Consider the following 24,167-nt stretch of genomic DNA (forward strand, 5'->3'; position numbering starts at 1 on the left):
TTTTTCTTGGGGGTGGTGTTGTTGGTGGGGTTGCCGCTGCTTTTTTTGTGGGAGAACACCCCCGCCCGCGGGGCGCCCCCCCCCCCCGCTCCTACCTCGAACCGTTTTGTAAAAAGAGGACGTTACGCATGCGCTCACTGCGCCGGGTCGCGATCATTGGCGGCAATCGGATTCCCTTCGCCCGCTCCAACGGCGCCTACGCCACGGCCAGCAACCAGGCGATGCTCACCGCGGCCCTCGAAGGGCTGATCGAACGCTTTGGCCTGCACGGTCAGCAACTGGGCGAGGTGGCGGCGGGGGCGGTGCTCAAGCATTCGCGCGACATGAACCTGACCCGCGAGTGCGTGCTCGGTTCACGGTTGTCGGCGCAGACCCCGGCCTATGACCTGCAGCAGGCCTGCGGCACGGGGCTGGAGACCGCGCTGCAGGTGGCCAACAAGATCGCCCTGGGGCAGATCGACAGTGGCATTGCCGGCGGCGTCGACACCACCTCCGATGCGCCCATCGCGGTCAATGAAGGCTTGCGCCGTATCCTGCTGCAGGCCAATCGCGGCAAAAGCACCGCTGACAAGCTCAAAGCCTTCCTCAAGCTGCGCCCGGGGCACCTGAAACCGGAACTGCCGCGCAATGGCGAGCCGCGCACCGGTCTTTCCATGGGCGAGCATTGCGAGTTGATGGCGCAGACCTGGCAGATTCCGCGCCAGGCCCAGGATGAACTGGCCCTGCTCAGTCACCAGCACATGGCGGCGGCCTATGCCGAAGGCTGGCACGACGACCTGCTGACCCCGTTCCTGGGCCTGACCCGCGACAACAACCTGCGCGCCGACCTGAGCCTGGAAAAGCTCGCCAGCCTCAAGCCGGTGTTCGAGCGCAGTGACAAAGGCACCCTGACTGCAGGCAATTCCACGCCACTGACCGATGGCGCCTCGGTGGTGCTGCTGGGCAGCGAAGACTGGGCCCGGGCGAATAACCTGCCGGTGCTGGCGTACCTGCTCGATGGCGAAACCGCTGCGGTGGATTTCGTCAAAGGCAAGGAAGGTTTGCTGATGGCGCCGGCCTATGCCGTGCCGCGTTTGCTGGCGCGCAATGGCCTGAGCCTGCAGGACTTCGACTACTACGAAATTCACGAAGCCTTCGCCGCCCAGGTGCTGTGCACCCTCAAGGCCTGGGAAGACCCCGACTACTGCCGGCAACGGCTGGGGCTTGATGCCCCCTTGGGCGCGATCGATCGCAGCAAGCTCAACGTCAAGGGCAGCTCGCTGGCTGCCGGGCATCCGTTCGCGGCGACCGGTGGGCGCATCCTGGCCAATATGGCCAAGCTGCTGGCCACGGCGGGCAAGGGCCGCGGCCTGATCTCCATCTGCGCCGCCGGCGGTCAGGGCGTGACGGCGATCATCGAGCGTTGACCAGCGTCCCTTGAGCGGCCGCCGCCGGGCGATTGGCGTAGTGCTCGGCCATGATCGAGCAGACGATCAACTGCAGCGGATGGTAGATCATGATCGGCAACAGGATCAGGCCCAGCCCGGGGTGGGCACCGAAGATCAGCGCCGCCATCGGTGCCCCGGCCGCCAGGGATTTCTTGCTGGCGCAGAACACCGCCGCTACCTCGTCGGCCGGGCACAAGCCCAGGGCGCGGGCGCTGCGAGTGGTCAGCCAGAGAATCAACGCCAGCAACAGTGCGCTGCCCAGCAGGGCGGTGAGCAGCACCGCGCTGCCTTGCTGCTGCCACATGCCCGAGACCATCGAGTTGCAGAACGCGGCGTAGACCAGCAGCAGGATCACCAGCTTGTCGAGGATATTGGTGTAGCGCTTGTGCCGGGCAAAGAAGCGCCCGAGCCAGGGGCGCAGCAACTGGCCGAGCGCCAGGGGCAATAGCAGCAGGGCGCAGAGGTCGAGCAGGGTAGCGCCCAGGTCGATGCCGCCGCTGCCGGTGCCGACTACCAGGCTGACCAGCCAGGGGGTGATGAAGATGCCGAGCACGCTGGACAGGCTGGCATTGAGGATCGCCGCCGGTACATTGCCGCCGGCGCTGCCGGTCAGCGCCACCGACGAAGAGATGGTCGAGGGCAGGGCGCACAGGTAGAAGAAGCCCAGCATCAGCAAGGGCGGCAACTGGCTGCCCAGCACGCGGTTGGCCAGCCACCAGAGCAGCGGGAAGACCACGAAGGTGAAGCCCTGGACCATCAGGTGCAGGCGCCCGTTCTTCAGGCCGTGGCGAATCTGCTCGCTGGACAGGTTGATGCCGTGCAGGAAGAACACCAGGAACACGCCGATATTGATCACGTACTCGGCATGCATCGCCCCGCCGCTGCGGCCAACGTCGGGAAACAGCCAGGCCAGGAAGGTGGCGAGGAACATGCCGCAGAGGAACCAGTCGGTTACCACGCGTTTGAGGTGTTTGAGCGCTTGCATGGGCGGGCCTTCGAATCATTTTGTAATCATTGAGCCCGCAGGCTACGCTGCGCCCAATACTGCCGTCTTGCGACATAAGGCCAACCGATGCCGACTAACGGACAACAGCCCTCACCCCGTCCGATTCCCGTGCTGGAGCGCTTGCCCCGCCCTTTGTATGCCCGTGCCGAGCGCCTGGGCGCAGGCTCCTGGACGCCGCGTCACCAGCATGACTGGGTGCAGTTTTCCTATGCGATCAGTGGCGTGCTCGGGGTCTACACCGCCGAGGGCAGCTACTTTGCCCCGCCGCAGTGGGGGGTATGGATTCCGGCCGGGGTCGAGCACGAGGTGGTGACTTCGATGCAGGCCGAGATGCGCAGCCTGTATGTACGTCGCGAGGAGGCCAGCTGGGCGCCGGGGCACTGCCGGGTGCTGGAAGTGACGCCGCTGGCCCGCGAGCTGATCAAGCAGTTCTGCCAGTTGCCGGTGGACTACCCCGAGGGCGACAGTGCCGAGGCGCGGCTGGTCGGCGTGCTGCTCGATCAGTTGCAGGCGTTGCCGCAGGTGGGCTTTTGCTTGCCGCTGCCCCAGCACCCGCGCTTGCTCGAACTGTGCAACGAGCTGCTCGCCAACCCGGAGCAGGGCCAGACCCTCGGCCAGTGGGCGCAGCGCCTGAACACCTCGGAAAAGACCCTGATGCGCCTGTTCCAGCGTGAAACCGGCCTGAGCTTTCGCGGCTGGCGCCAGCGCATGCGCCTGCTGTCGTCGCTGACTGCCCTGGAGGCAGGCCGCAGTGTCACCGACGCCGCGCTGGGCTGCGGCTACGATTCCACGTCGGCCTACATCGCCGCCTTCAAGGGCCTGTTCGGCTTCACCCCGGGCGAACTGCGCCTTTAGGTGCGGAACCTGCGCACCAGCGCATCCAGTTCATTGGACAGCCCGGCCAGGCTCTGGGAATCCGCGCGCGCCGAGTTGGCAAGCTCCGCCACCAGCTGCGCGTCGCCGTGGATCTGGCTGATGTGGCGGTTGATGTCTTCGGCCACCTGGTGCTGCTCCTCGGCGGCGGTGGCGATCTGGGTGTTCATGTCGCGGATGATGTCCACCGATTCGCGGATCTGGCCGAAACTGGTACGCGCCAGGCCGATGCGGCTGACTGACTGCTGCGACACTTCCAGGCTGGCGTGCATCTGCTGGGCCACTGTGCTGGTGCGGCTGGCCAGGTTGCCGAGCAGGTTGTCGATTTCGGCGGTGGAGTCGGCGGTGCGCTTGGCCAGCGCCCGCACCTCGTCGGCGACCACGGCGAAACCGCGGCCCTGTTCACCGGCACGGGCGGCCTCGATGGCGGCGTTGAGGGCCAGCAGGTTGGTTTGCTCGGCAATCGAGCGAATGGTGCCGAGGATCGACTGGATGGCATTGCTGTCGCGTTCCAGTTGCTGCATCGACTGCGCCGAGTGTTCGATCTCCTGGCTCAGGCGATCGACGCTCTGCACCGCCGCGTCGATCTGCTGCTGGCCTTCACGGGCCTGCTGCTGGCCGCTGTCGGCCGAGTCGGCGGCCTGGCTGCAGGAGCGGGCGACTTCGTTGGCGGTGGCGACCATTTCATGGAAGGCGGTGGAGACCATGTCCACCGCTTCGCGCTGGCGGCCGGCGGCTTCGGCCATGTCATGGGAGACCCGGGTCGAGCTGCTGGAGGTCGCGAGGATCTTGCTGGCGGCCTGGCCGATGTTCTGGATCAGCTGGCGAATGGCGGCCAGGAACTGGTTGAACCAGCTGGCCAGTTGCGCGGTTTCGTCGCGGCCACGCACTTCCAGACTGCGGGTCAGGTCGCCTTCGCCCTGGGCGATGCCTTCCAGGCCATTGGTCACGCTGTGGATCGGACGCACGATCAGTTTGGCGAAGGTCGCACCGACCAGGGCGAACACCGCGGCCAGCACCAGGGCGATGACGGCCACCACCCAGGTCAGCTGGGTGGCGGTCTGCATCACTTCGTCCTGGCGGATCAGGCCGATGAAGTTCCAGCCCAGTTGTTCCGATGGCCAGATATTGGCCATGTAGCGCTCACCGTCGAGCTCTACCTCGACCAGGCCCTTGCCGGCCTTGGCCAGTTGCGCGTAGCCCGCGCCGAGGGAGGCCAGGTTCTTGAAGTTGTGCGCCGGGGCACGAGGGTCGACCAGCACGTTGCCGTTGTCTTCGAGCAGCATCAGGTAGCCGCTCTCACCCAGCTTGATCTGCTTGACGATCTCGGTCAGCTGCTTGAGCGATACATCGATGTTGACCACGCCACCGGGGTTGCCGAGCTGGTTGGCCACCGCGCGCACGGTACTGACCAGCACCGCGTCGTCGCCGGCCCAGTAGTAGGCGTCGGTGCGCAGGGTCTTGCCGGGGCTGGCCATGGCCGCCTGGTACCAGGGACGCTGGCGCGGGTCGTAGCTGGCCATCTTCGGATCGCCCGGCCAGAACGCGTAGCCGCCGTCACTCAGGCCGTAGGACACATAGGCGTAAGCGGGGTGGCTGGCGGCCAGGCTGGCGAACATCTGGTAGAGCTTCTTGTCCTGCTCGCCCAGGGCAACCTGTGGCGCATCGGCGCTGATGTACTTCTTCACATCGTTGCCGGTGGCGTTGATCAAAGGTTGCGCAGCCAGGTAGTCGACGTTCTGGCTGATGCCCTCGAAGAACAGCTGCATGGCGTTGGCCACCTGGCGGATTTCCCGGCTGCTGCCGTCGACGAAGCCGTCCCGGGCTTCACTGCGCAGATTGAGGACCACCAGGGTGGCGACCAGGATCACGGGCAAGCCGGCGATCACGGCAAAGGCCCAAGTCAGTTTTTGTTTGATGTTCATCTGCGCTCCAGAATTGTTCTTGTAAACACACGACGCTGCTGCAGACTACATCGGCCGTCGGATCTGGAAATAAAGTGCTGGCCGGGCAAAAGTCCCGTATTCATTGGGAAAAACCGCCCGGAGTGACCAGTCGGTCATTAATGCGCAGAAAAAGAATGGCAAGTCAGGCGGTTTGCCGTTACAACGCAGTGCGGTCTTGCTACAGCGGGCAGCCGGTGCCGTACCGGTGGCCACTAAAAAAATCATGTGTCTGGCACAACAGGACCCCCGACAAAAGCCGATGAAGACTCCAAAACGCATTGAACCACTGGTTGAAGATGGACTGGTCGACGAGGTATTGCGGCCCTTGATGAGTGGCAAGGAGGCTGCCGTGTACGTGGTGCGCTGCGGTCGGGAACTCAGGTGTGCCAAGGTCTACAAGGAAGCCAACAAGCGCAGCTTCCGCCAGGCCGCCGAGTACCAGGAAGGGCGCAAGGTGCGCAACAGCCGCCAGGCCCGGGCCATGGCCAAGGGCTCGCGCTACGGGCGCAAGGAGGCCGAGGACGCCTGGCAGAACGCCGAGGTGGCCGCCCTGTTCCGCCTGGCCAACGCCGGGGTGCGGGTGCCCAGGCCCTATGACTTTCTCGATGGCGTGCTGCTCATGGAGCTGGTGGCCGATGAATACGGCGACGCCGCGCCGCGGCTCAACGATGTGCAGCTCGAGCCCGAGCAGGCGCGCGAGTACCACGCCTTCGTGATCCGCCAGATCGTGCTGATGCTCTGTGCCGGTCTGGTGCATGGCGACCTGTCGGAGTTCAACGTGCTGCTCGGCCCCGAAGGCCCGGTGATCATCGACCTGCCCCAGGCGGTGGACGCCGCGGGCAACAACCACGCGTTCAGCATGCTCGAGCGCGATGTCGGCAACATGGCCGCCTATTTCGGACGTTTTGCCCCGGAGCTCAAAGAGACCCGCTATGCCCGGGAAATGTGGGCGCTGTACCAGGCCGGCGAGCTGACCCCGCAAAGCGAGCTCAGCGGGCGCTTCCAGGAAGACCTGCGCCGCGCCGATGTCGCCGGGGTAATGCGCGAGATCGACGCCGCTCGTTTCGATGAAGCCAGGCGCCGCGCGGCCCGCCACGAGGCCGAGCACGGGCCGAAGAAAGACGACGAGCCCGCGCCGCCCTGGATGCAGTGAAGCGTCAGTGACAGCAACTGCCGCCGGCTGCCAGATCCTTGAGGATCGGGCAGTCCGGACGGTCGTCGCCCTGGCAGTGGGCGACCAGTTCGCTCAGCGTGTCGCGCAGGCTCACCAGTTCCTCGATGCGCCGGTTCAGGTCATCGATATGCTGGCTGGCCAGGGCCTTGACGTCGGCGCTGGCGCGCTGGCGGTCCTGCCACAGGGTCAGCAGGCGGGCGACCTCTTCCAGCGAAAACCCCAGGTCACGCGAGCGCTTGATGAAGGCCAGGCTGTGCAGGTCGTCCTGCTGGTACAGGCGATAGCCGCTGTCGCTGCGCAGGGCCGGCTTGAGCAGGCCGATGGACTCGTAGTAGCGGATCATCTTGGCGCTCAGCCCGGAGCGGCGAGCGGCTTGACCGATGTTCATTGGGCGTCGTCCTGTGGCGGGGTTTCGGGTTTCCAGGTCTTGAGCCAGAGCGCGTTGCTGACCACGCTGACACTCGACAGGGCCATGGCCGCGCCCGCCAGCACCGGGTTGAGCATGCCGAAGGCGGCCAGGGGAATGCCGATCAGGTTGTAGATGAAGGCCCAGAACAGGTTCTGGCGAATCTTCGCATAGGTCTTGCGGCTGATCTCCAGGGCGGCCGGCACCAGGCGCGGGTCACCGCGCATCAGGGTAATGCCGGCGGCCTGCATGGCCACGTCGGTGCCACCGCCCATGGCAATGCCGATGTCGGCAGCCGCCAGGGCCGGGGCATCGTTGATACCGTCGCCGACCATGGCCACCACGCCCGATTGCTTGAGGGCACTGACGGTCGCCGCTTTGTCGGCGGGCAGCACTTCGGCGTACACGTCTTCGATGTTCAGGGCCGTGGCCACCACCTGGGCGCTGCCGCGGTTGTCGCCGGTCAGCAGGTGGCTGCTGATGCCTTGCCCGGCCAGTTGCCGCACGGCTTGCCCGGCACCGGGCTTGAGGCTGTCGCCGAAGGCGAACAGGCCGAGTACGCGCTGTTGCGGGCTGCGTTCGATCAGCCAGGACAGGGTCCGGCCTTCGGCTTCCCAGGCCTTGGCGTTGCTGGCCAGGTTGCCCGCTTGCAGGCCGCTCTCATCCAGCATACGACGGTTGCCCAGGGCCAGGTCGCGGCCGTCCAGGCTGCCGGCGATACCGCGTCCGGTCAGCGACTGGCTGTTGCTGATGTCGGCGACCGCCAGGCCCTGTTCGGCACAGGCGTCGAGCACCGCCTTGGCCAGGGGGTGTTCGCTGCCGCGTTGCAGGGCGCCGGCCAGTTGCAGCAACTCGGCCGGGGTGCCGACCGCGGCCTGGCTGTGGACGATGCGCGGGCTGCCGGAGGTAAGGGTACCGGTCTTGTCGAACACCACGCGGTTGACGGCGTAGGCGCGCTCCAGCGCTTCGGCGTCCTTGATCAGGATGCCGTGGCGGGCGGCGACGCCGGTACCGGCCATGATCGCCGTTGGCGTGGCCAGGCCCAGGGCACAAGGACAGGCGATCACCAGCACGGCGACGGCGTTGATCAGCGCGGTTTCGATCGGCGCACCGGCCAGCCACCAGCCGACCAGAGTAATGAGCGCCAGGACCAGCACGGCAGGGACGAACACCTGGCTGACCCGGTCCACCAGTTTCTGGATCGGTGCCTTGGCGGCCTGGGCGTCTTCCACCAGGCGAATGATGCGGGCCAGCACGGTTTCGGTGCCCAGGGCCAGGGTACGGACCAGCAGGCGGCCTTCGCCGTTGATGGCGCCACCGGTGACCTTGTCGCCCACCTGCTTGGGCACCGGCACACTTTCACCGCTGATCAGGGCTTCGTCGGCATGGCTCTGGCCTTCGACCACTTCGCCGTCCACCGGGAAGCGCTCGCCGGGCTTGACCACCACCAGGTCGCGCAGGCGCAGTTCGCTGATCGCCACATCGCGTTCCTGGCCATCGACCAGCAGCAGGGCGCGTTCCGGACGCAGGGCTTCCAGGGCCCGGATGGCGCTGGCGGTCTGGCGCTTGGCGCGGCTTTCCAGGTACTTGCCGAGCAGGACCAGGGCAATCACCACGGCCGAGGCCTCGAAGTACAGGTGCGGCATGACCCCGGCCTCGGCCTGGGCCCACTCATAGAGGCTCAGGCCGTAACCGGCGCTGGTGCCGATGGCGACCAGCAGGTCCATGTTGCCGGCACCGGCGCGCACGGCCTTCCAGGCGGCGACATAGAAGCGCGCACCGAGAATGAATTGCACCGGCGTGGCCAGCACGAACTGCACCCAGGCCGGCAGCATCCAGTGCACGCCAAAGGGTTGCAACACCATCGGCAGCACCAGGGGCAGGGCCAGCAGCACGGCCAGCGCCACCGACCAGCGCTCCTTGCGCAGGCGGCGTTCGGCGTCGGCCTGGTTGGCCTGGGTGGTCTGCGGCAGGCTGGCCGAATAGCCGGCCCGGGTAACGGCGTCGATCAGCACGCTGCTGTCGAGCTGGCCGAACAGTTGCAGGTGGGCGCGTTCATTGGCCAGGTTGACGCTGACCTGTTGTACGCCCGGCACTTTGGCCAGGGCGCGTTCGACACGGCCTGCACAGGAGGCGCAGGTCATGCCGCCGATCTGCAATTCGAGGGTCTGGCTGGGCACACTGTAGCCGGCCTGCTCGACGGCCTCGACCAGGGCCGGGAGGCTATCGGCAGGGGCCTGGATGCGGGCCTGTTCGGTGGCCAGGTTGACGCTGACCTGCTCGGCGCCGTTGACTTTGCGCAGGGCGCGCTCGACCCGGCCAGCACAGCTGGCGCAGGTCATGCCGGCGATCGGCAGATCGAAAGTGGTAGATGCGGACATGGGCACTCCTCCTTGGACAGGCCACCAGCATCAACCTTGCCATGCAGGGAAGGTCAATAGCCCAGGCCAGCCCTGATCAGCTTGAGGCCATTCTGGTCGACGGCGATCCGGTATTTATTGATCTGGCCGGCCTGCAGGCGCAAGCGGGTGCTGCGCTGGTTCTCGATGCCCGGCTGGCAGCCCGGCACTTGCCCGGGCAGGTAGCGCAGGCGTACATCCAGTTCACCCGGGGGCAGGTTGAACGAGGTCGATTGCTCCTGGAACAGCCGGCCGGCCAGTTGGTCGTTGAGGTACACGCCAATCTCGCAGGAGGTCGCCACTTCCAGGCGCTCGCGGGAAATGATCAGAATGCTGTAGTCGCTTGGCCCCGCGGCGCTGGCCTGGGTGAACAGGCCGAAAATGCCCAGCAGGCCGAAAAGACCCGAAGCTGCCCTGCGCATGAAATGAAACTCCTGCATCGTCAATCGTCAGGTTCGCAGCTTGGCCGACCCGGACGATGATTTCCAGCCCGGCAGCGACGCGAAGTTCTTGACCTTGCCCCGATGACAAGCTTGAAACTGTGCTCAAACCCAACAGGAGGCAGTCACCATGCAAGTGTTCAACGTACAAGGAATGACCTGCGGCCATTGCGTCAAGGCCGTGACCCGTGCCGTGCAGGCCCAGGATGAAGAGGCAGTGGTCGAAGTCGATCTGGCGCACAAGCAGGTCAAGGTGCAGAGTTCACTGCAAGCGCCAGAGATTCTCGAACTGATCCGCGAACAGGGCTATCAGGCCGAAGCGGTCTGAGGCCTGGCGGCCCGCACTGTGGATAAAAGATTTGCAGCGCGGGCCCAACTCTTCACAGCGCAACCCCGGCAGGGCGGTTAGACTAGCAGACTTGCTTAGCCTGCTATGGATTTCCGATGAACCTGCGAACCATCCTGATTCTCGGCGCCTTGAGTGCGTTCGGGCCCCTGGCGATCGACTTCTACCTGCCAGGTTTCCCGGCCATGGCCCTGGCCTTCGGTACCGACGAGAAACACATCCAGACCACCCTGGCCGCCTACTTCCTCGGCTTGTCCCTCGGCCAACTGGCCTATGGACCGGTAGCCGACCGTTTTGGCCGGCGGATTCCGCTGCTGGTCGGCGTCACTCTATTTACCCTGGCCTCGGTCGCCTGCGCCTTTGCCCCGAACCTCGATGCGCTGATCCTGGCGCGCTTCGTCCAGGCCCTGGGCGGCTGTGCCGGCATGGTGCTGTCGCGGGCGATCGTCAGTGACAAGTGCGATGCGGTGGCCTCGGCCAAGGTGTTCTCGCAACTGATGCTGGTGATGGGCCTGGCGCCGATCCTCGCGCCGATGCTGGGTGGGGTGCTGGTCAACCTGTACGGCTGGCAGTCGATCTTCATCGCCCTGACCCTGTTCAGCGCCCTGTGCACGGTGGCCGTTGCCGCCGGCCTGCCGGAAAGCCTGCCGGCCACTGTGCCGCGCCAGCCCTTGTCCGGTGCCCTGCGCCAGTACGGGCGCCTGCTCAAGGACCGGGTGTTCCTCGGCCACGCCTTGACCGGCGGGATCGCCATCGCCGGCATGTTCTCCTATATCGCCGGTTCACCCTTTGTGTTCATCAAGCTCTATGGTGTGCCGCCGGAGCACTATGGCTGGCTGTTCGGCAGCAACGCCGCCGGTTTCATCCTGGTGGCGCAGGTCAACGCGCGGCTGCTGGCCAAGCGCGGGCCGGCGTTCCTGCTGGTGCGTACGGTGTGGATCTACCTGGTGGCAGGCCTGAGCCTGCTGGCGATCAGCGCCCTGCATCCGGCCAGGCTCTGGCCGCTGCTGATTCCGTTGTTCATCTGTATTGCCAGCCTGGGCTGCATCATTCCCAATGCCTCGGCCTGCGCCATGAGCGGGCAGGGGGCTCGGGCGGGCAGTGCGTCGGCGTTGCTTGGCTGCCTGCAGTTCAGTGTCGCCGCCGCTGCCGCCGCCCTGGTGGGTGTGCTGCACGATGGCAGCGCGGTGCCCATGGCGCTGGTGATCAGTCTCTGCGGGCTGGCGGCGGCAGGCATGGCGGTGACTACCCGCCGCTTGCAGCTCAGCCGAAGCGTTTGAGCGGGTGCGGGGCCTGTAGGCGGGTTTGCAAGGTGTTGACGAAGGCGCGGGCCTCGGCCTCGCTGCGAAAACTCACCACATGCTGGTCCAGCCGGACTTGCCATGGGCAGCCTGGCTTCTGGGCGGATGCGCTGACTTGAATGATCATCATTGCGTACCTGCGGTTGGCGTTGGCTGAAGAATTGTAGCGCTGCCGGCCCGTAGGGGAATGGTCCGGACCTGCTGTCGGACTGACGGTCACGCCCACCCCGCAACCGGAGTGGGCGTCTTGGTTCAGAAGCCTTCGAGGACGATCTTGCCCTTGGCCGTACCGCTTTCCAGCAGGGCATGGGCGCGCCGCAAGTTGGCCGCGTTGATGGTGCCGAAATGCTCGCCCAGGGTGGTTTTCAGGGTGCCGGCATCGACCAGTTCGGCGACCCGTTCGAGCAGCTTGTGCTGTTCGATCATGTCGGCGGTCTCGAACAGCGAGCGGGTGTACATGAACTCCCAATGCAGCGACAGGCTCTTGCGCTTGAGCAGGCCGATGTCCAGCTGCTTGGGATCATCGATCAACGCCAGTTTGCCCTGTGGCGCCAGGGCCTCGACCAGTTGCGCCAGGTGCTGGTCGGTCTGGGTCAGGCTGGCCACGTGGGTCACCTGTTCGATGCCAGCCGCCTTCAGTGCCTGGGCCAGTGGCTGGCGGTGGTCGATGACCTGGTCGGCGCCCAGTCGGCGTACCCAGTCCTGGGTTTCTGCGCGGGAGGCGGTGCCGATCACGGTGAGCCCGGTCAACTGGCTGGCCAGTTGGGTCAGGATCGAGCCGACCCCGCCGGCGGCGCCGACGATCAACAGGCGCTGGCCCAGGTCGCTCTGGCCTTCGGCGATTTGCAGGCGCTCGAACAACAGTTCCCAGGCGGTGATCGCCGTCAGTGGCAGGGCGGCCGCTTCGGCGAAACCGAGGGTTTTCGGCATATGGCCGACGATGCGCTCATCCACCACGTGCAGTTCGCTGTTGCCGCCGGCGCGGGCGATGGAGCCTGCGTAGAAGACCTTGTCGCCGGGCTGGAACAGGCTGACGTCACTGCCCACCGCCTTGACCACGCCGGCCACGTCCCAGCCCAGCACCTTGGCGCTGCCCGCTTCAGGTTGTACGTTCTGGCGCACCTTGGTGTCCACCGGGTTGACCGAGATGGCGCGCACCTCAACCAGCAAATCCCGTGGCCCGGGCTCGGGGGCGGGGAGCTCGATGTCCTGTAGGGCAGCGGGGTCGGTAATCGGCAGGGAGTGGTAGTAGGCAATGGCCTTCATGGCGGTGGTCCTCAAGCGGTTGTGGATGGCCGCCATGATTAGCGCTTTCCATTGTGGTTAAAAGCCGTTAGAACCGCAGATACTTTCAACAATATTTTGATAATGGTGGTGGTCCGGTGCGATTCGATGACCTGCAGCTGTTTGTGCGTGCCGCCGAGCTGGGCAGCCTGTCGGCTGCGGCGCGCCTGCTCGACCTGTCGCCGGCGGTGGCCAGTGCCGCGCTCAAGCGCCTGGAGCAGCAGTTGGGCACTCGACTGCTGGCGCGCTCCACGCGCAACCTGCGTCTGACCGCTGAAGGCGAAGGTTTCCTGGTGCATGCCCGCCAGGCCCTGAGCAGCCTGGAAGAAGGGCGCCGGCAGCTGGCCCGGGAAAAGGATGAGGTCAGCGGTGTGCTGCAGTTGTCAGCGCCCTCGGACTTTGGCCGCAATGTCCTGCTGCCCTGGCTCGATGAACTGCAACGTGAACATCCCAAGCTCTCGGTGCGCCTGCTGCTGGGCGACCGCAATGCCGACCTGTTTCGCCAGGCGGCCGACATTGCCCTGCGCTATGGCGCCCCGGAGGACTCGAGCCTGGTGGCCTTGCCCCTGTGCCCGGACAACCGACGCGTGCTGTGCGCGGCGCCGGCCTACCTGGCGCGCCACGGTGAGCCGAAGGAGGTGGACCAGCTGGCGCAGCACAATTGCCTGCTCTACCAGTTGGGCGCCCGCGTCCACGACCACTGGCGCTTTGGCCGTGGTGCACAGGAAACGGGGCTGACGGTCAGCGGCGACCGCTTCTGCGACGACGCCGATGTGGTTCGCCGCTGGGCGCTGGCCGGAGCAGGGATCGCCTACAAATCCTGGCTGGACGTGGCCTTCGATGTGCGGGCAGGGCGCCTGAAGGTGTTGCTTGGGCATCTGCAGGGCGAACCCGCGCCGTTGAACCTGATGTGCACCCACCGCGCGCAACTGGGCAAGCCCGTGCAACTGCTACGCAACCTGCTCAAGGAACGCTGCCAGGCGCTGTTCGAACAATTGAATGGATTGAGTCGTTAATCGTCGCTATTGAGTTGTTTGTCCTGAAGTTGTTGCCCGTTAATGCGTGGTACTTGATAACGAGTATTGTAGGTTTTATCCCTCGACATTTTCGTTCCCAGTTATTTAAGTAGGTAATTTACATATACGGGACGGGGGTTGGCCTTAAACGTTTCAAATCATGTTTAACTCACCTTGCGAACCAGTTGCGACTGAGGTTCACAAGAGCAGGCCGGGTCATACGGGAACTGTACCGGAAAGTTGGAAAACTACCTGTGCAAGGCGGCTTATAATGGGCTCAGCAGCCATTTCCAGCGAGAGATACTTCCATGCCCAATGCTGGCGAGTAATGTCTCTCACCTGACATTGGCTGGCATGAGTCCCGGCGGGTCGCTTGTCGACAACCAGCGAGGCTCAGCTGTTCAACTTCCAGTCATTCTGGCATCGGAAAACCCGCAGTAAGTGGTGCTGACCTGTTTATTGACTCGATATCAGATGTTATCTCGCAGGGAGTTGAGATATGAAACCTGTAACAAGTATCAGCCAGATAGCCAGCCTGCTTGCCGATCCTAAACGCAGTGCGATGCTCTGGGCCTTGATCGACGGCATGGCGCGTCCCTCCGATGAGCTGGCCGACATGGTCGGGCTGAGCCCATCTTCGGCCTGTGCGCACCTGGCCAGGCTCTCGGCCGGTGGCTTGCTCAAGCTCGAGCCCCGGGGGCGCAAGCGCTATTTCAGGCTGGCCGGGCCTGAAGTGGGGGCGGCAGTGGAAGCCCTGGCCAGTGTGCAGGTCACCGCACGGGAGATGGGGGCGCCCCAGGCCGACATCGGCATTCCCCTATCCATGCGCCGGGCCCGGCTTTGCGGCGATCACCTGGGCGGAGAGCTCGCGGCCGATCTGTATCAACGCCTGTTCGACGCGGGCTGGCTCGATGGCAACGAGCAGCAGATCGAGGTAACCCTCGAAGGTCGCGCGCAGTTTGCCCGTCATGGCATCTTCATCGAGGCCCTGGCCCAGTATCAACACAGGAGTGTCAGCAGTTGCCGGTGCTGCAGCGAATGGAGCGACCACCGCCCGCATCTGGGCGGAGCGCTGGGCAGCAGCCTGCTGAAGCTGTTCATGCAGTCCGGCTGGATACGTGAGAGCGAAACCTCGCGAATGCTGCAGATCAGCGCGGCCGGCCTGCACCAGATCAACCGGATTGCCCAGCCAATGACCTTGTTGTCTGCAAGCTAGAACGCCAGCAGCGACGCCTGGGTGACAGGCGTCGCTTGGGTGATGTGCAGCCTGTGGCAGCGGTTACGCTTTGATCAAGCGGGCATCCAGGCTGTTTTGCGCCAGGCGGCGCGCCTGGTCCTGGGTCATGCCCAGGTGGGTGTGCAGGGCATGGAAGTTTTCGGTGACATAACCACCGAAGTAAGCCGGGTCATCCGAGTTCACCGTGACCTTCACGCCACGCTCGAGCATCTCGAGGATGTTGTGCTGGCTCATGTGGTCGAACACGCACAGCTTGGTGTTGGACAGTGGGCAGACGGTGAGCGGGATCTGTTCATCGATGATCCGCTGCATCAGTCGCTCGTCCTCGATGGCACGTACGCCGTGGTCGATGCGCTGGATCTTGAGCAGGTCCAGGGCTTCCCAGATGTACTCGGGCGGGCCTTCTTCACCGGCGTGGGCGACGGTCAGGAAGCCTTCGCTGCGGGCGCGGTCGAAGACGCGCTGGAACTTGCTCGGCGGGTGGCCCATTTCCGAGCTGTCCAGGCCAACGGCGATGAAGGCATCGCGAAACGGCAGGGCCTGGTCGAGGGTCTTGTGGGCTTCTTCTTCGCTCAGGTGGCGCAGGAAGCTGAGGATCAGGCCGCTGGTGATGCCCAGTTGTTCACGGCCATCCTTGAGGGCGCGGGTGATGCCGTCGAGCACCACTTCAAAAGGGATGCCGCGATCGGTGTGGGTCTGCGGGTCGAAGAACGGTTCGGTGTGAATCACGTTCTGCGCTTTGCAACGCTGCAGGTAGGCCCAGGTCAGGTCGTAGAAATCCTGCTCGGTGCGCAGCACGTCGGCGCCCTGGTAATAGAGGTCGAGAAACTCCTGCAGGTTGTTGAACGCGTACGCCGCGCGCAGGGTTTCGACATCGTTCCAGGGCAGGGCGATCTTGTTGCGTTCGGCCAGGGCGAACAGCAGCTCGGGCTCCAGCGATCCTTCCAGGTGCAGGTGCAGTTCTGCCTTGGGCAGCGCGTTAAGCCAGTCGTACATAAAGGGTGTATCTCATCAGGTGCGGTTGGCACCATTCTACAGGGCTTGCGGGCACGTGGCGGTCAATATCGCCCTGGGCGTGGCGCTGCCCAGGGCGAAATTGACCGATGGCTGTGGGGTTTGTGCGCCTCAGCCGGCAATCAGTTGTGCGGCCGCCTGGCGGTGATCGGCGATCAGGCCCTGGACGTCCAGGCCTTCGATCTGGCCGTCGATCACCCGCCACTGACCTGCGACCATGACTCGATCAGCACGGTCGGCACCGCACAGCAGCAGTGCGGAGAGTGGGTCGTGGCTGCCGGAGAAGCGCAGTTCGTCGAGCTTGAACAGTGCCAGGTCAGCCTGTTTGCCCACCGCCAGCTCACCGATATCGCTGCGTCCGAGCAGCTGCGCCGAACCACGGGTGGCCCAGCCCAGGGCGCGCTCCGGGGTGATGGCTTCGGCGCCGTAGCGCAGACGTTGCAGGTACAGGGCCTGGCGTGCTTCGAGGATCATGTTGGAGGCGTCGTTGGAGGCCGAGCCGTCCACGCCCAGGCCAACCGGAGCGCCGGCGTCGGTCAGCTCCACGGTCGGGCAGATACCCGAGGCCAGGCGCATGTTCGAACTCGGGCAGTGGCAGATACCGGTGCCGGCCGCGCCCAGGCGGGCGATTTCATCCGGGTTGAAGTGAATGCCGTGGGCCAGCCAGGTGCGCGGGCCGAGCCAGCCGACGCTGTCCAGGTAATCCACGGTGCGCAGGCCGAAGCGTTGCAGGCAGAAGTCTTCTTCATCCAGGGTTTCGGCCAGGTGGGTGTGCAGACGCACGTCCAGCTCTTCGGCCAGGGTGGCGCTGGCGCGCATGATTTCCGGCGTTACCGAGAACGGCGAGCAGGGCGCCAGGGCGATCTGGATCTGCGCGCCTTCGCCACGCTCGTGGTAGCTGTGGATAAGTCGCTGGCTGTCGGCCAGGATCACTTCGCCCTGTTGCACGGTCTGCTGCGGTGGCAGGCCGCCGTCAGCCTCGCCCAGGCTCATGGAGCCGCGGGTGAGCATGGCGCGCATGCCCAGGGTGCGTACGGCTTCGACCTGCACGTCGATGGCGTTTTCCAGGCCATCAGGGAACAGGTAGTGATGGTCGGCGGCGGTGGTGCAGCCCGACAGCAGCAGTTCGGCCAGGGCTACGCGGCTGGCCAGTTCCAGTTTGGCCGGGGTCAGGCGGGCCCAGACCGGGTAGAGGGTCTTGAGCCAGGGGAACAGCGGCTGGTTGACCACCGGCGCCCAGGCGCGGGTCAGGGTCTGGTAGAAGTGATGGTGGGTGTTGATAAGTCCGGGCAGCACCACGTGTTCGCGGGCGTCGAAGACTTGTCCACAGGGGCTGGACGGGGATTGGCCGAGGGCGAGGACTTCAACGATGCGGCCGTCTTCAAGGACCAGGCCGCCACGGGCATCGAGGCTGTTGGCGGTGAAGATGGCAAGCGGGTTTTTCAACCAGATACGGGTCGCAGGCATGGTGCCGGCTCCTCTGAAAGTGGGTTCAGGTTAGCCAGCTCAGTGTTGCCCTGTCTGCTGATCCAGGGTCGCCGCGGTGGGCGCGACGTGGAGTCTACACCCACCGCGAGGGATTTCACCAGATCAGTGCTTCGCCCCTGTAGTTGATGAACTGCAGGCCGCCTTTTCCAGCCTGGGCATTGACCTGGTCGAGCATGCCGCGGGTGCTGGTGGCCACATCGATGTCGGCGCCTTCGCCGCCCATGTCGGTCTTGACCCAGCCCGGGTGCATGGCCAGGACGCTGAGCGAGGTCTCGCCCAGTTGCACCACGAAGCTGTTGATCATCGAGTTCAGTGCCGCCTTGCTGGCTTTGTACAGGGCCAGTTCCGGCGCGTCGGGGATGGTTATGCTGCCGAGCACCGAGCTCATGAAGGCGATTACGCCGCCGCTCGGGTTCAGCTGTGGAGCAAAACGCTGGGCCACCCGGATCGGTGCCACGCTGTTGGTCATGAACAACTCGCCGACATCCGCCAGCCGGGCGTTCTCCGGGTCCTGGTCATCCGGCCCCTTGACCCCGGCGTTGACGAACAACAGGTCGAAGGTCCTGCCCTTGAGGTTTTCTTGCAGGGCATCGAGTTGCTCGCTGCTGTTCATTTCCAGGGTCTTGACCTCGACCCCGGCGATTGCCGCCAATGCCGGCGCGCGAGCAGGGGCGCGCACCGTGGCGACGACATCCCAGCCATCTTCCTGCAGGCGTTGCACCAGCCCGAGGCCGAGGCCGCGCGAGGCGCCGATGATCAGTGCGGTTTTGTTCGAGGGCATGGGGACTCCTTTCAAGGGGGGTGTTGATCAAAGAATAACCAGTCTAGCCAAGCTGCGGCCAAACGGGCCATTGGCGCAGGGACGCACGGCTTATCCACAGTTTGCTCCACAGTATCTGTGAGCAAGCGCCATCGGTGGATATAAGCACCTTCTGCGTACCTCCCAGGGGCTATAACTGGGGATAACTGACTGATTTTTCGGCAGTTGACCTGCTGTCATCAAATCTTGATCAAAATATGATCGTTTGCGTACAGGCCGCGTCGTTCAAGGCCTTCAGGCGAATGCCCAAAGCTTATCCACAGCCGGGCCCACAGTGAATGTGGGCAAACGCTCAGGTTCGTTGCAGCAGGATTCGACCCCGGCTGAGGTCCGCCAGTTGACGTTGCAGCGGCTCGATCTGTTCTTCGCCCAGGGCCAGCAGCAGGTCGACGCCGTTGGCGGTGAAGTCTTCCGCCAGTACCAGGCCGTCCGCCTCGGCCACCCGCAACTTGAGCAGGGCCAGTTCGCTGAAGGTGCAGCTGCAACGAATTTCGCTGCGGCTGACCAGCAGGCGTTTTTCTGCCTGTTGCAGGCACTTGTTGGCGCCGCCGCCATAGGCACGGGCCAGGCCGCCGGTGCCCAGTTGAATACCGCCGTACCAGCGGATCACCAGCACCACCACCTGGTCGCAGTCCTGGGCCTCGATGGCTGCCAGGATCGGGCGCCCGGCAGTGCCGCCAGGTTCGCCGTCGTCGCTGCTACGGTACTGCGCGCCCAGCTTCCAGGCCCAGCAGTTGTGGGTGGCGGCCAGGTCGCTGTGCTGCTCGATGAAGCTCATGGCTTCAGCGGTGCTGCTGATTGGCGCTGCCAGGGTGATGAAGCGGCTCTTGCGAATCTCTTCGCGAAATTCGCAGGTGTCGAGCAGGGTAAAAGGCATAAACGCAGGTTCAGTCGGGAAGTTTCAGGCCGCAGCCTTTGAGAATGATGTGGATAAGGTTGTTGCTGGCGTCTTCCATGTCCTGCTTTGTCAGGCGGCTGCGGCCGGTGACCTGGCAGATCTGGGTGGCGAAGTCGGCGTAATGCTGGGTGCTGCCCCAGAGCAGGAAGATCAGGTGCACCGGGTCGACGCGGTCCATCTTGCCGGCGTCGATCCAGGCCTGGAACACTGCGGCGCGGCCCTTGAACCAGTCGCGGTAGTCCTGGCTGAAATAGTCGCTCAGGCACTGCCCGCCGCTGATGATCTCCATGGCGAAGATCCGCGAGGCCTGCGGGTTGCGTCGGGAGAATTCCATTTTTGTGCGAATGTAGGTGCTCAGTGCCTGGGCCGGGTCGTCCTCGACATTCAGGGCGTTGAAGGTGCTGTCCCACAACTCGATGATATTGCTCAGCACCGCCACATACAGGCCGAGCTTGTTGGTGAAGTAGTAGTGCAGGTTGGCCTTGGGCAACCCTGCCTTCAAGGCAATGGTGTTCATGCTGGTGCCCTTGAAGCCGTGACGGGCGAACTCGTCCTCGGCCGCCTGGATGATGGCTTGCTCGTTCTTCTGGCGGATGCGGCCGGCGGGCTTGCCCGGGGCGTTGATACGATGCGCAGGGACTTCGAAGGACATGGGCGGTTCCAGACAAGGCAATGGTTATCTTTTCTGAGGGGCTAACCTACCAGCATTAGCGCTCAGCGAGTAGCGGCCAGGCTCTCCAGAAAACTTTCCAGCACCAGGTGCGGGCGCCGACCCTTGCGTGTCACCCAGCACAGGCTCAGGTCATAGAAGCGCTGCGCAGGCTTGAGTGCGCGCAAGCGGCCTTGTTGTACCCAGAAGGTGGCGTAGTGATCGGGCAGGTAGCCGATGTAGCGGCCGGTGAGGATCAGGAAGGCCATGCCTTCGCGGTCCGAGGCGCTGGCGGTGCAGTTGAGGGCCTGGTAGTGCGCCTGGATCTCGGCGGGCAGACGGAAGGTCGGCGCGATCGCGTCCTGGGCATTGAGGCGTTCGTCGTCGAGCAGGCGATCGTCGGCATAGAACAGCGGATGGCCGACCGCGCAGTAGAGCAGCGAGCGTTCGCTGTACAGCGGCTGGTACTCAAGGCCTGACAGCGGGCTGGTCTGCGGCACCACGCCGACATGCAGGCTGCCGTCGAGCACACCTTGCTCGACCTGGCTGGGGGCGATCATGCGAATCTGGATGCGCACGTCCGGGCCGCGGTCCTTGAGCTGGGCCAGGGCGTGGGTGATGCGCATGTGCGGCAGGGTCACCAGGTTGTCGGTCAGGCCGATGTTCAGCTCGCCGCGCAGGTGCTGGTGCAGGCCGTTGACCTCGGTGCGAAAGCTCTCCAGGGCACTGAGCAACTGCAGGGCAGAGTGGTACACCTCGCGGCCTTCCTCGGTCAGCGAGAACCCGGCACGCCCGCGTTGGCACAAGCGCAGGCCCAGGCGCTGTTCCAGGTCGCTCATCTGCTGGCTGATGGCCGAGCGACCGATGCCCAGGACGTTTTCCGCCGCTGAAAAGCCACCGCATTCCACCACGCTGCGGTAGATCTTCAGCAGACGGATGTCGAAATCGCTGACCTGGGCGAGGGGATCGGGGCGGCGGCTCATAGTTTAGTCATCTGCTATCTGAAGATTAGAAGAGTTGGCTTTTTCAGACTTTATCCTCGTGACAATTTAGCTGCAACAACACTTGTCGCTGCTCAATTGCCTTGCGAGGACTTGCCCGATGAATCTGCCTGAAAACGCTCCTGTCGGTCTGGCCAGCCAGCTCAAGCTGGACGCCCACTGGATGCCCTACACCGCCAACCGCAATTTTCAGCGCGATCCACGGCTGATCGTCGCCGCCGAAGGTAGCTACCTGACCGACGACAAAGGTCGCAAGATCTATGACGCCCTGTCCGGCCTGTGGACCTGCGGCGCCGGTCACACCCGCAAGGAAATCCAGGAAGCGGCTGCTCGCCAGTTGGGCGTGCTCGATTACTCGCCAGCTTTCCAGTTCGGTCACCCGCTGTCGTTCCAGTTGGCGGAGAAAATCACCGAGCTGACCCCGGGCAACCTCAATCACGTCTTCTATACCAACTCCGGTTCCGAGTGCTGCGATACCGCGGTGAAGATGGTCCGTGCCTACTGGCGCCTGAAGGGCCAGGCCACCAAGACCAAGCTGATCGGCCGTGCCCGTGGCTACCACGGGGTGAACATCGCCGGTACCAGCCTGGGTGGGGTGAACGGCAACCGCAAACTGTTCGGCCAACTGCTGGACGTCGACCACATTCCGCACACCGTGCTGCCGGGCAATGCCTTCACCAAGGGCATGCCGGAGGAGGGTGGTATTGCCCTGGCCGATGAAATGCTCAAGTTGATCGAACTGCACGATGCTTCGAACATCGCGGCACTGATCGTCGAGCCGCTGGCAGGTTCTGCCGGTGTGCTGCCACCGCCGAAGGGCTACCTCAAGCGCCTGCGTGAAATCTGCGACCAGCACAACATCCTGCTGATCTTCGACGAAGTAATCACCGGCTTCGGTCGCATGGGCGCCATGACCGGCGCCGAAGCCTTCGGCGTCACCCCGGACCTGATGTGCATCGCCAAGCAGGTCACCAACGGCGCCATCCCGATGGGCGCGGTGATCGCCAGCAGCGAGATCTACCAGACCTTCATGAACCAGCCGACCCCGGAATACGCAGTGGAATTCCCCCACGGCTACACCTACTCGGCGCACCCGGTTGCCTGTGCCGCCGGTATCGCCGCGCTGGACCTGCTGCAGAAGGAAAACCTGGTGCAGGCCGCCGCCGAACTGGCACCGCACTTCGAGAACGTGCTGCATGGCGTGAAAGGCGCGAAGAACATCATCGACATCCGTAACTACGGCCTGGCCGGCGCCATCCAGATCGCGGCCCGTGACGGCGACGCCATCGTGCGTCCTTACGAGATCGCCATGAAGCTGTGGCAAGCCGGCTTCTATGTGCGCTTCGGTGGCGACACCCTGCAGTTCGGCCCGACCTTCAACAGCCAGCCGCAGGAACTGGATCGTCTGTTCGACGCGGTCGGCGAGGCCATCAACCAGGTCGCCTGATTTCTTCACCTCTATAAGAAGCGGACGCCAGCAGCCTGGCGTTCGCGCACAATTTCACGATGGAGTTCTGCATGAGCACTGTTCAACACCTGATCAATGGCGAGCTGGTCGCTGCCGACGAGCGCACCGCCGATGTCTTCAACCCGTCCACTGGCCAGGCCATCCACAAGGTCGCCCTGGCCAGCAAGCACACCGTGCAACAGGCCATCGACGCCGCCAAGGCGGCCTTCCCGGCCTGGCGCAACACGCCACCGGCCAAGCGCGCCCAGGTGATGTTCCGCTTCAAGCAACTGCTGGAGCAGAACGAGGCGCGTATCTCCCAGCTGATCAGCCAGGAGCACGGCAAGACCCTGGAAGACGCCGCCGGTGAACTCAAGCGTGGTATCGAGAACGTCGAGTTCGCCTGCGCCGCCCCGGAAGTGCTCAAAGGCGAATACACCCGCAACGTCGGCCCGAACATCGACGCCTGGTCCGACTTCCAGCCCCTGGGCGTGGTCGCCGGTATTACCCCGTTCAACTTCCCGGCCATGGTGCCGCTGTGGATGTACCCGCTGGCCATTGCCTGCGGTAACTGCTTCATTCTCAAGCCGTCCGAGCGTGACCCGAGCTCGACCCTGCTGATCGCCGAACTGCTGCACGAAGCCGGCCTGCCCAAGGGCGTGCTGAACGTGGTGCACGGCGACAAGGAAGCGGTCGATGCGCTGATCGAGGCGCCAGAGGTCAAGGCCCTGAGCTTCGTCGGTTCGACCCCGATCGCCGAATACATCTATGCCGAAGGCACCAAGCGCGGCAAGCGTGTCCAGGCCCTGGGCGGCGCGAAGAACCACGCGGTGCTGATGCCGGATGCCGACCTGGACAATGCGGTGAGCGCACTGATGGGCGCGGCTTACGGTTCCTGTGGCGAGCGCTGCATGGCGATTTCCGTGGCCGTGTGCGTCGGCGACCAGGTGGCTGATGCACTGATCGCCAAGCTTGAGCCCCAGATAAAGGCGCTGAAGATCGGTGCCGGTACTTCCTGTGGCCTGGACATGGGCCCGCTGGTCACCGCTGCGGCCCGTGACAAGGTCGTTGGCTACATCGATGACGGCGTTGCCGCCGGTGCGCAACTGGTGGTGGACGGTCGTGGTTACCGTGTTGCCGGTAACGAAGATGGCTACTTTGTGGGTGGCACCCTGTTCGACCGCGTCACCCCTGAAATGCGCATCTACAAGGAAGAGATCTTCGGGCCTGTCCTGTGCGTGGTTCGGGTCAACAGCCTGGAAGAAGCCATGCAGCTGATCAACGAACACGAGTACGGCAACGGCACCTGCATCTTCACCCGTGACGGTGAAGCGGCGCGTCTGTTCTGTGACGAGATCGAAGTGGGCATGGTCGGTGTCAACGTACCGCTGCCGGTACCGGTGGCTTACCACAGCTTCGGTGGCTGGAAGCGTTCGCTGTTCGGTGACCTGCATGCCTATGGTCCGGACGGCGTGCGTTTCTACACCCGTCGCAAGGCGATTACCCAACGCTGGCCGCAGCGTGCCAGCCATGAGGCTTCGCAGTTCGCCTTCCCTAGCCTTTAAGGCAGGGTGAAGAAAAAGGGGAGGCCGTCAGGCCTCCCCTTTGCTTTTGGGGCTTTTGACCTTTACGACAGGTATATTGCAATTAGTGCTTGACGCTCGATTTAATCTCTCTATAATTCGCCCCACTTCCGGCGCAGTCGAAACGGAAAACTCCTTGAGAATCAACGAGTTGAACGTTTCAGGTAGTACCGGAAGGGCTTCGATCGCAAGGTCGGCAGCGGTGAAAAAGGTGGTTGACAGCGAGTTTAAACGCTGTAGAATTCGTCTCCCGCTGACGAGAGATCGCGGCGAGTCAAGCAGTTGAATTTGAACGACTTTCTAGTAAAAGACTTCAAAATAAACGCTTGACAGCAAATGAGGAAAGCGTAGAATGCGCGCCTCGGCTGAAGCGAAACGCTTCGCCAACCGCTCTTTAACAATCGAATCAAGC

The 24,167-nt window shown here is 64.2% G+C and carries 22 protein-coding genes and 1 pseudogene; 9 read left to right on the forward strand and 14 right to left on the reverse strand.

The window, feature by feature from the left end:
- The first annotated feature begins 128 nt into the window (after nt 1–128).
- Nucleotides 129–1,406, forward strand: coding sequence for an acetyl-CoA C-acetyltransferase (locus tag M2D63_RS24220; protein WP_285865603.1), 1,278 nt, complete (start codon nt 129–131; stop codon nt 1,404–1,406).
- Here the strand turns inward: M2D63_RS24220 and M2D63_RS24225 are convergent.
- Nucleotides 1,393–2,412, reverse strand: coding sequence for a bile acid:sodium symporter family protein (locus M2D63_RS24225; protein ID WP_285865604.1), 1,020 nt, complete (start codon nt 2,410–2,412; stop codon nt 1,393–1,395). The genes M2D63_RS24220 and M2D63_RS24225 overlap by 14 nt on opposite strands.
- Nucleotides 2,413–2,499: 87 nt before the next feature.
- Between M2D63_RS24225 and M2D63_RS24230 the strand changes: the two genes are divergently transcribed.
- The gene (locus tag M2D63_RS24230) at nt 2,500–3,288 is read left to right on the forward strand and encodes a helix-turn-helix transcriptional regulator (protein WP_285865606.1); all 789 of its coding nucleotides are present in this window, start codon (nt 2,500–2,502) and stop codon (nt 3,286–3,288) included.
- On the opposite strand, the gene M2D63_RS24235 is transcribed toward M2D63_RS24230, so the two are convergent.
- Together M2D63_RS24235 and M2D63_RS24240 are read right to left on the reverse strand one after the other, a co-directional pair.
- Nucleotides 3,285–4,052: a methyl-accepting chemotaxis protein gene (locus M2D63_RS24235; protein ID WP_405310874.1), complete on the reverse strand. Its 768-nt coding sequence runs from the start codon at nt 4,050–4,052 to the stop codon at nt 3,285–3,287. The two genes, M2D63_RS24230 and M2D63_RS24235, sit on opposite strands and share 4 nt — an antisense overlap.
- A gap of 87 nt (nt 4,053–4,139) precedes the next feature.
- Nucleotides 4,140–5,231, reverse strand: a pseudogene (locus tag M2D63_RS24240) (cache domain-containing protein); the annotation flags it as partial.
- A gap of 280 nt (nt 5,232–5,511) precedes the next feature.
- Here M2D63_RS24240 and M2D63_RS24245 point away from each other — a divergent pair.
- Entirely contained in the window at nt 5,512–6,405 is an 894-nt protein-coding gene (locus tag M2D63_RS24245) for a PA4780 family RIO1-like protein kinase (RefSeq protein WP_285865608.1), read from the forward strand.
- A 4-nt stretch (nt 6,406–6,409) separates the two neighbouring features.
- Here M2D63_RS24245 and cueR read toward each other — a convergent pair whose 3' ends face one another.
- The 3 genes from cueR to M2D63_RS24260 are packed head-to-tail and all read right to left on the reverse strand — an operon-like array spanning nt 6,410 to nt 9,653.
- A complete protein-coding gene (gene cueR / locus M2D63_RS24250; protein ID WP_285865609.1) occupies nt 6,410–6,814 on the reverse strand; it encodes a Cu(I)-responsive transcriptional regulator in 405 nt (134 codons plus the stop codon).
- Nucleotides 6,811–9,213 (reverse strand): heavy metal translocating P-type ATPase, encoded by a 2,403-nt coding sequence (locus tag M2D63_RS24255; protein ID WP_285865610.1) that lies wholly within the window; start codon nt 9,211–9,213, stop codon nt 6,811–6,813. The genes cueR and M2D63_RS24255 overlap by 4 nt, the downstream gene beginning before the upstream one ends.
- A 53-nt stretch (nt 9,214–9,266) precedes the next feature.
- Nucleotides 9,267–9,653: a hypothetical protein gene (locus M2D63_RS24260; RefSeq protein ID WP_285865611.1), complete on the reverse strand. Its 387-nt coding sequence runs from the start codon at nt 9,651–9,653 to the stop codon at nt 9,267–9,269.
- A 148-nt stretch (nt 9,654–9,801) separates the two neighbouring features.
- Between M2D63_RS24260 and M2D63_RS24265 the strand changes: the two genes are divergently transcribed.
- Together M2D63_RS24265 and M2D63_RS24270 are read left to right on the forward strand one after the other, a co-directional pair.
- The gene (locus tag M2D63_RS24265; protein ID WP_285865612.1) at nt 9,802–9,999 is read left to right on the forward strand and encodes a heavy-metal-associated domain-containing protein; all 198 of its coding nucleotides are present in this window, start codon (nt 9,802–9,804) and stop codon (nt 9,997–9,999) included.
- Between the two features lie 116 nt (nt 10,000–10,115).
- On the forward strand, nt 10,116–11,297 hold the full coding sequence (locus M2D63_RS24270; protein ID WP_285865613.1) for a multidrug effflux MFS transporter: 1,182 nt from the start codon (nt 10,116–10,118) through the stop codon (nt 11,295–11,297).
- Here M2D63_RS24270 and M2D63_RS24275 read toward each other — a convergent pair.
- Nucleotides 11,281–11,445 carry a hypothetical protein gene (locus M2D63_RS24275; RefSeq protein ID WP_285865614.1) on the reverse strand — a complete coding sequence of 55 codons (165 nt, stop codon included), beginning with the start codon at nt 11,443–11,445 and terminating at the stop codon, nt 11,281–11,283. The genes M2D63_RS24270 and M2D63_RS24275 overlap by 17 nt on opposite strands.
- 125 nt (nt 11,446–11,570) lie before the next feature.
- Nucleotides 11,571–12,584, reverse strand: coding sequence for a zinc-binding alcohol dehydrogenase family protein (locus tag M2D63_RS24280; RefSeq protein ID WP_285865625.1), 1,014 nt, complete (start codon nt 12,582–12,584; stop codon nt 11,571–11,573).
- Between the two features lie 116 nt (nt 12,585–12,700).
- On the opposite strand from M2D63_RS24280, the gene M2D63_RS24285 reads away from it, so the two are divergent.
- Both M2D63_RS24285 and M2D63_RS24290 read left to right on the forward strand, forming a co-directional pair.
- On the forward strand, nt 12,701–13,618 hold the full coding sequence (locus M2D63_RS24285) for a LysR family transcriptional regulator (RefSeq protein WP_285865615.1): 918 nt from the start codon (nt 12,701–12,703) through the stop codon (nt 13,616–13,618).
- Between the two features lie 499 nt (nt 13,619–14,117).
- On the forward strand, nt 14,118–14,834 hold the full coding sequence (locus M2D63_RS24290; protein WP_285865616.1) for a helix-turn-helix transcriptional regulator: 717 nt from the start codon (nt 14,118–14,120) through the stop codon (nt 14,832–14,834).
- A 63-nt stretch (nt 14,835–14,897) separates the two neighbouring features.
- Here the strand turns inward: M2D63_RS24290 and M2D63_RS24295 are convergent, their stop codons facing one another.
- From M2D63_RS24295 to M2D63_RS24320, 6 genes are all read right to left on the reverse strand, one after another.
- The gene (locus M2D63_RS24295) at nt 14,898–15,851 is read right to left on the reverse strand and encodes an adenosine deaminase (protein ID WP_285865617.1); all 954 of its coding nucleotides are present in this window, start codon (nt 15,849–15,851) and stop codon (nt 14,898–14,900) included.
- A gap of 129 nt (nt 15,852–15,980) precedes the next feature.
- Complete coding sequence (locus tag M2D63_RS24300; RefSeq protein ID WP_285865618.1) at nt 15,981–17,336, reverse strand: 8-oxoguanine deaminase; 1,356 nt, start codon at nt 17,334–17,336, stop codon at nt 15,981–15,983.
- A 115-nt stretch (nt 17,337–17,451) separates the two neighbouring features.
- Entirely contained in the window at nt 17,452–18,138 is a 687-nt protein-coding gene (locus M2D63_RS24305; protein ID WP_285865619.1) for an SDR family oxidoreductase, read from the reverse strand.
- A gap of 331 nt (nt 18,139–18,469) precedes the next feature.
- Entirely contained in the window at nt 18,470–19,054 is a 585-nt protein-coding gene (locus M2D63_RS24310; protein ID WP_285865620.1) for a YigZ family protein, read from the reverse strand.
- A 10-nt stretch (nt 19,055–19,064) separates the two neighbouring features.
- Entirely contained in the window at nt 19,065–19,727 is a 663-nt protein-coding gene (locus M2D63_RS24315; RefSeq protein ID WP_285865621.1) for a TetR/AcrR family transcriptional regulator, read from the reverse strand.
- A gap of 62 nt (nt 19,728–19,789) precedes the next feature.
- Complete coding sequence (locus M2D63_RS24320; RefSeq protein WP_285865622.1) at nt 19,790–20,707, reverse strand: LysR family transcriptional regulator; 918 nt, start codon at nt 20,705–20,707, stop codon at nt 19,790–19,792.
- Nucleotides 20,708–20,825: 118 nt separating this feature from the next.
- Between M2D63_RS24320 and M2D63_RS24325 the strand changes: the two genes are divergently transcribed.
- Both M2D63_RS24325 and M2D63_RS24330 read left to right on the forward strand, forming a co-directional pair.
- Nucleotides 20,826–22,172, forward strand: coding sequence for an aspartate aminotransferase family protein (locus M2D63_RS24325; RefSeq protein ID WP_285865623.1), 1,347 nt, complete (start codon nt 20,826–20,828; stop codon nt 22,170–22,172).
- A gap of 71 nt (nt 22,173–22,243) precedes the next feature.
- Nucleotides 22,244–23,737, forward strand: a complete 1,494-nt coding sequence (locus tag M2D63_RS24330; RefSeq protein WP_285865624.1) for a CoA-acylating methylmalonate-semialdehyde dehydrogenase — start codon at nt 22,244–22,246, stop codon at nt 23,735–23,737.
- Nucleotides 23,738–24,167: the final 430 nt, after the last annotated feature.

The organism is Pseudomonas sp. BJa5, from assembly GCF_030272875.2.
Taxonomy (GTDB): Bacteria; Pseudomonadota; Gammaproteobacteria; order Pseudomonadales; family Pseudomonadaceae; genus Aquipseudomonas.

What these genes read in the sequence shown, in the direction of transcription:
- M2D63_RS24270 (WP_285865613.1), top strand. Translation starts at nt 10,116, where the DNA reads ATGAACCTGCGAACCATCCTGATTCTCGGCGCCTTGAGTGCGTTCGGG.
- M2D63_RS24310 (WP_285865620.1), bottom strand. Translation starts at nt 19,054, where the DNA reads ATGCCTTTTACCCTGCTCGACACCTGCGAATTTCGCGAAGAGATTCGC.
- M2D63_RS24290 (WP_285865616.1), top strand. Translation starts at nt 14,118, where the DNA reads ATGAAACCTGTAACAAGTATCAGCCAGATAGCCAGCCTGCTTGCCGAT.
- M2D63_RS24235 (WP_405310874.1), bottom strand. Translation starts at nt 4,052, where the DNA reads ATGGCCGAAGCCGCCGGCCGCCAGCGCGAAGCGGTGGACATGGTCTCC.
- M2D63_RS24225 (WP_285865604.1), bottom strand. Translation starts at nt 2,412, where the DNA reads ATGCAAGCGCTCAAACACCTCAAACGCGTGGTAACCGACTGGTTCCTC.
- M2D63_RS24325 (WP_285865623.1), top strand. Translation starts at nt 20,826, where the DNA reads ATGAATCTGCCTGAAAACGCTCCTGTCGGTCTGGCCAGCCAGCTCAAG.
- M2D63_RS24300 (WP_285865618.1), bottom strand. Translation starts at nt 17,336, where the DNA reads ATGCCTGCGACCCGTATCTGGTTGAAAAACCCGCTTGCCATCTTCACC.
- M2D63_RS24275 (WP_285865614.1), bottom strand. Translation starts at nt 11,445, where the DNA reads ATGATCATTCAAGTCAGCGCATCCGCCCAGAAGCCAGGCTGCCCATGG.
- M2D63_RS24230 (WP_285865606.1), top strand. Translation starts at nt 2,500, where the DNA reads ATGCCGACTAACGGACAACAGCCCTCACCCCGTCCGATTCCCGTGCTG.
- M2D63_RS24245 (WP_285865608.1), top strand. Translation starts at nt 5,512, where the DNA reads ATGAAGACTCCAAAACGCATTGAACCACTGGTTGAAGATGGACTGGTC.
- M2D63_RS24315 (WP_285865621.1), bottom strand. Translation starts at nt 19,727, where the DNA reads ATGTCCTTCGAAGTCCCTGCGCATCGTATCAACGCCCCGGGCAAGCCC.
- M2D63_RS24330 (WP_285865624.1), top strand. Translation starts at nt 22,244, where the DNA reads ATGAGCACTGTTCAACACCTGATCAATGGCGAGCTGGTCGCTGCCGAC.
- M2D63_RS24220 (WP_285865603.1), top strand. Translation starts at nt 129, where the DNA reads ATGCGCTCACTGCGCCGGGTCGCGATCATTGGCGGCAATCGGATTCCC.
- M2D63_RS24255 (WP_285865610.1), bottom strand. Translation starts at nt 9,213, where the DNA reads ATGTCCGCATCTACCACTTTCGATCTGCCGATCGCCGGCATGACCTGC.
- cueR (WP_285865609.1), bottom strand. Translation starts at nt 6,814, where the DNA reads ATGAACATCGGTCAAGCCGCTCGCCGCTCCGGGCTGAGCGCCAAGATG.
- M2D63_RS24320 (WP_285865622.1), bottom strand. Translation starts at nt 20,707, where the DNA reads ATGAGCCGCCGCCCCGATCCCCTCGCCCAGGTCAGCGATTTCGACATC.
- M2D63_RS24295 (WP_285865617.1), bottom strand. Translation starts at nt 15,851, where the DNA reads ATGTACGACTGGCTTAACGCGCTGCCCAAGGCAGAACTGCACCTGCAC.
- M2D63_RS24280 (WP_285865625.1), bottom strand. Translation starts at nt 12,584, where the DNA reads ATGAAGGCCATTGCCTACTACCACTCCCTGCCGATTACCGACCCCGCT.
- M2D63_RS24305 (WP_285865619.1), bottom strand. Translation starts at nt 18,138, where the DNA reads ATGCCCTCGAACAAAACCGCACTGATCATCGGCGCCTCGCGCGGCCTC.
- M2D63_RS24260 (WP_285865611.1), bottom strand. Translation starts at nt 9,653, where the DNA reads ATGCGCAGGGCAGCTTCGGGTCTTTTCGGCCTGCTGGGCATTTTCGGC.
- M2D63_RS24265 (WP_285865612.1), top strand. Translation starts at nt 9,802, where the DNA reads ATGCAAGTGTTCAACGTACAAGGAATGACCTGCGGCCATTGCGTCAAG.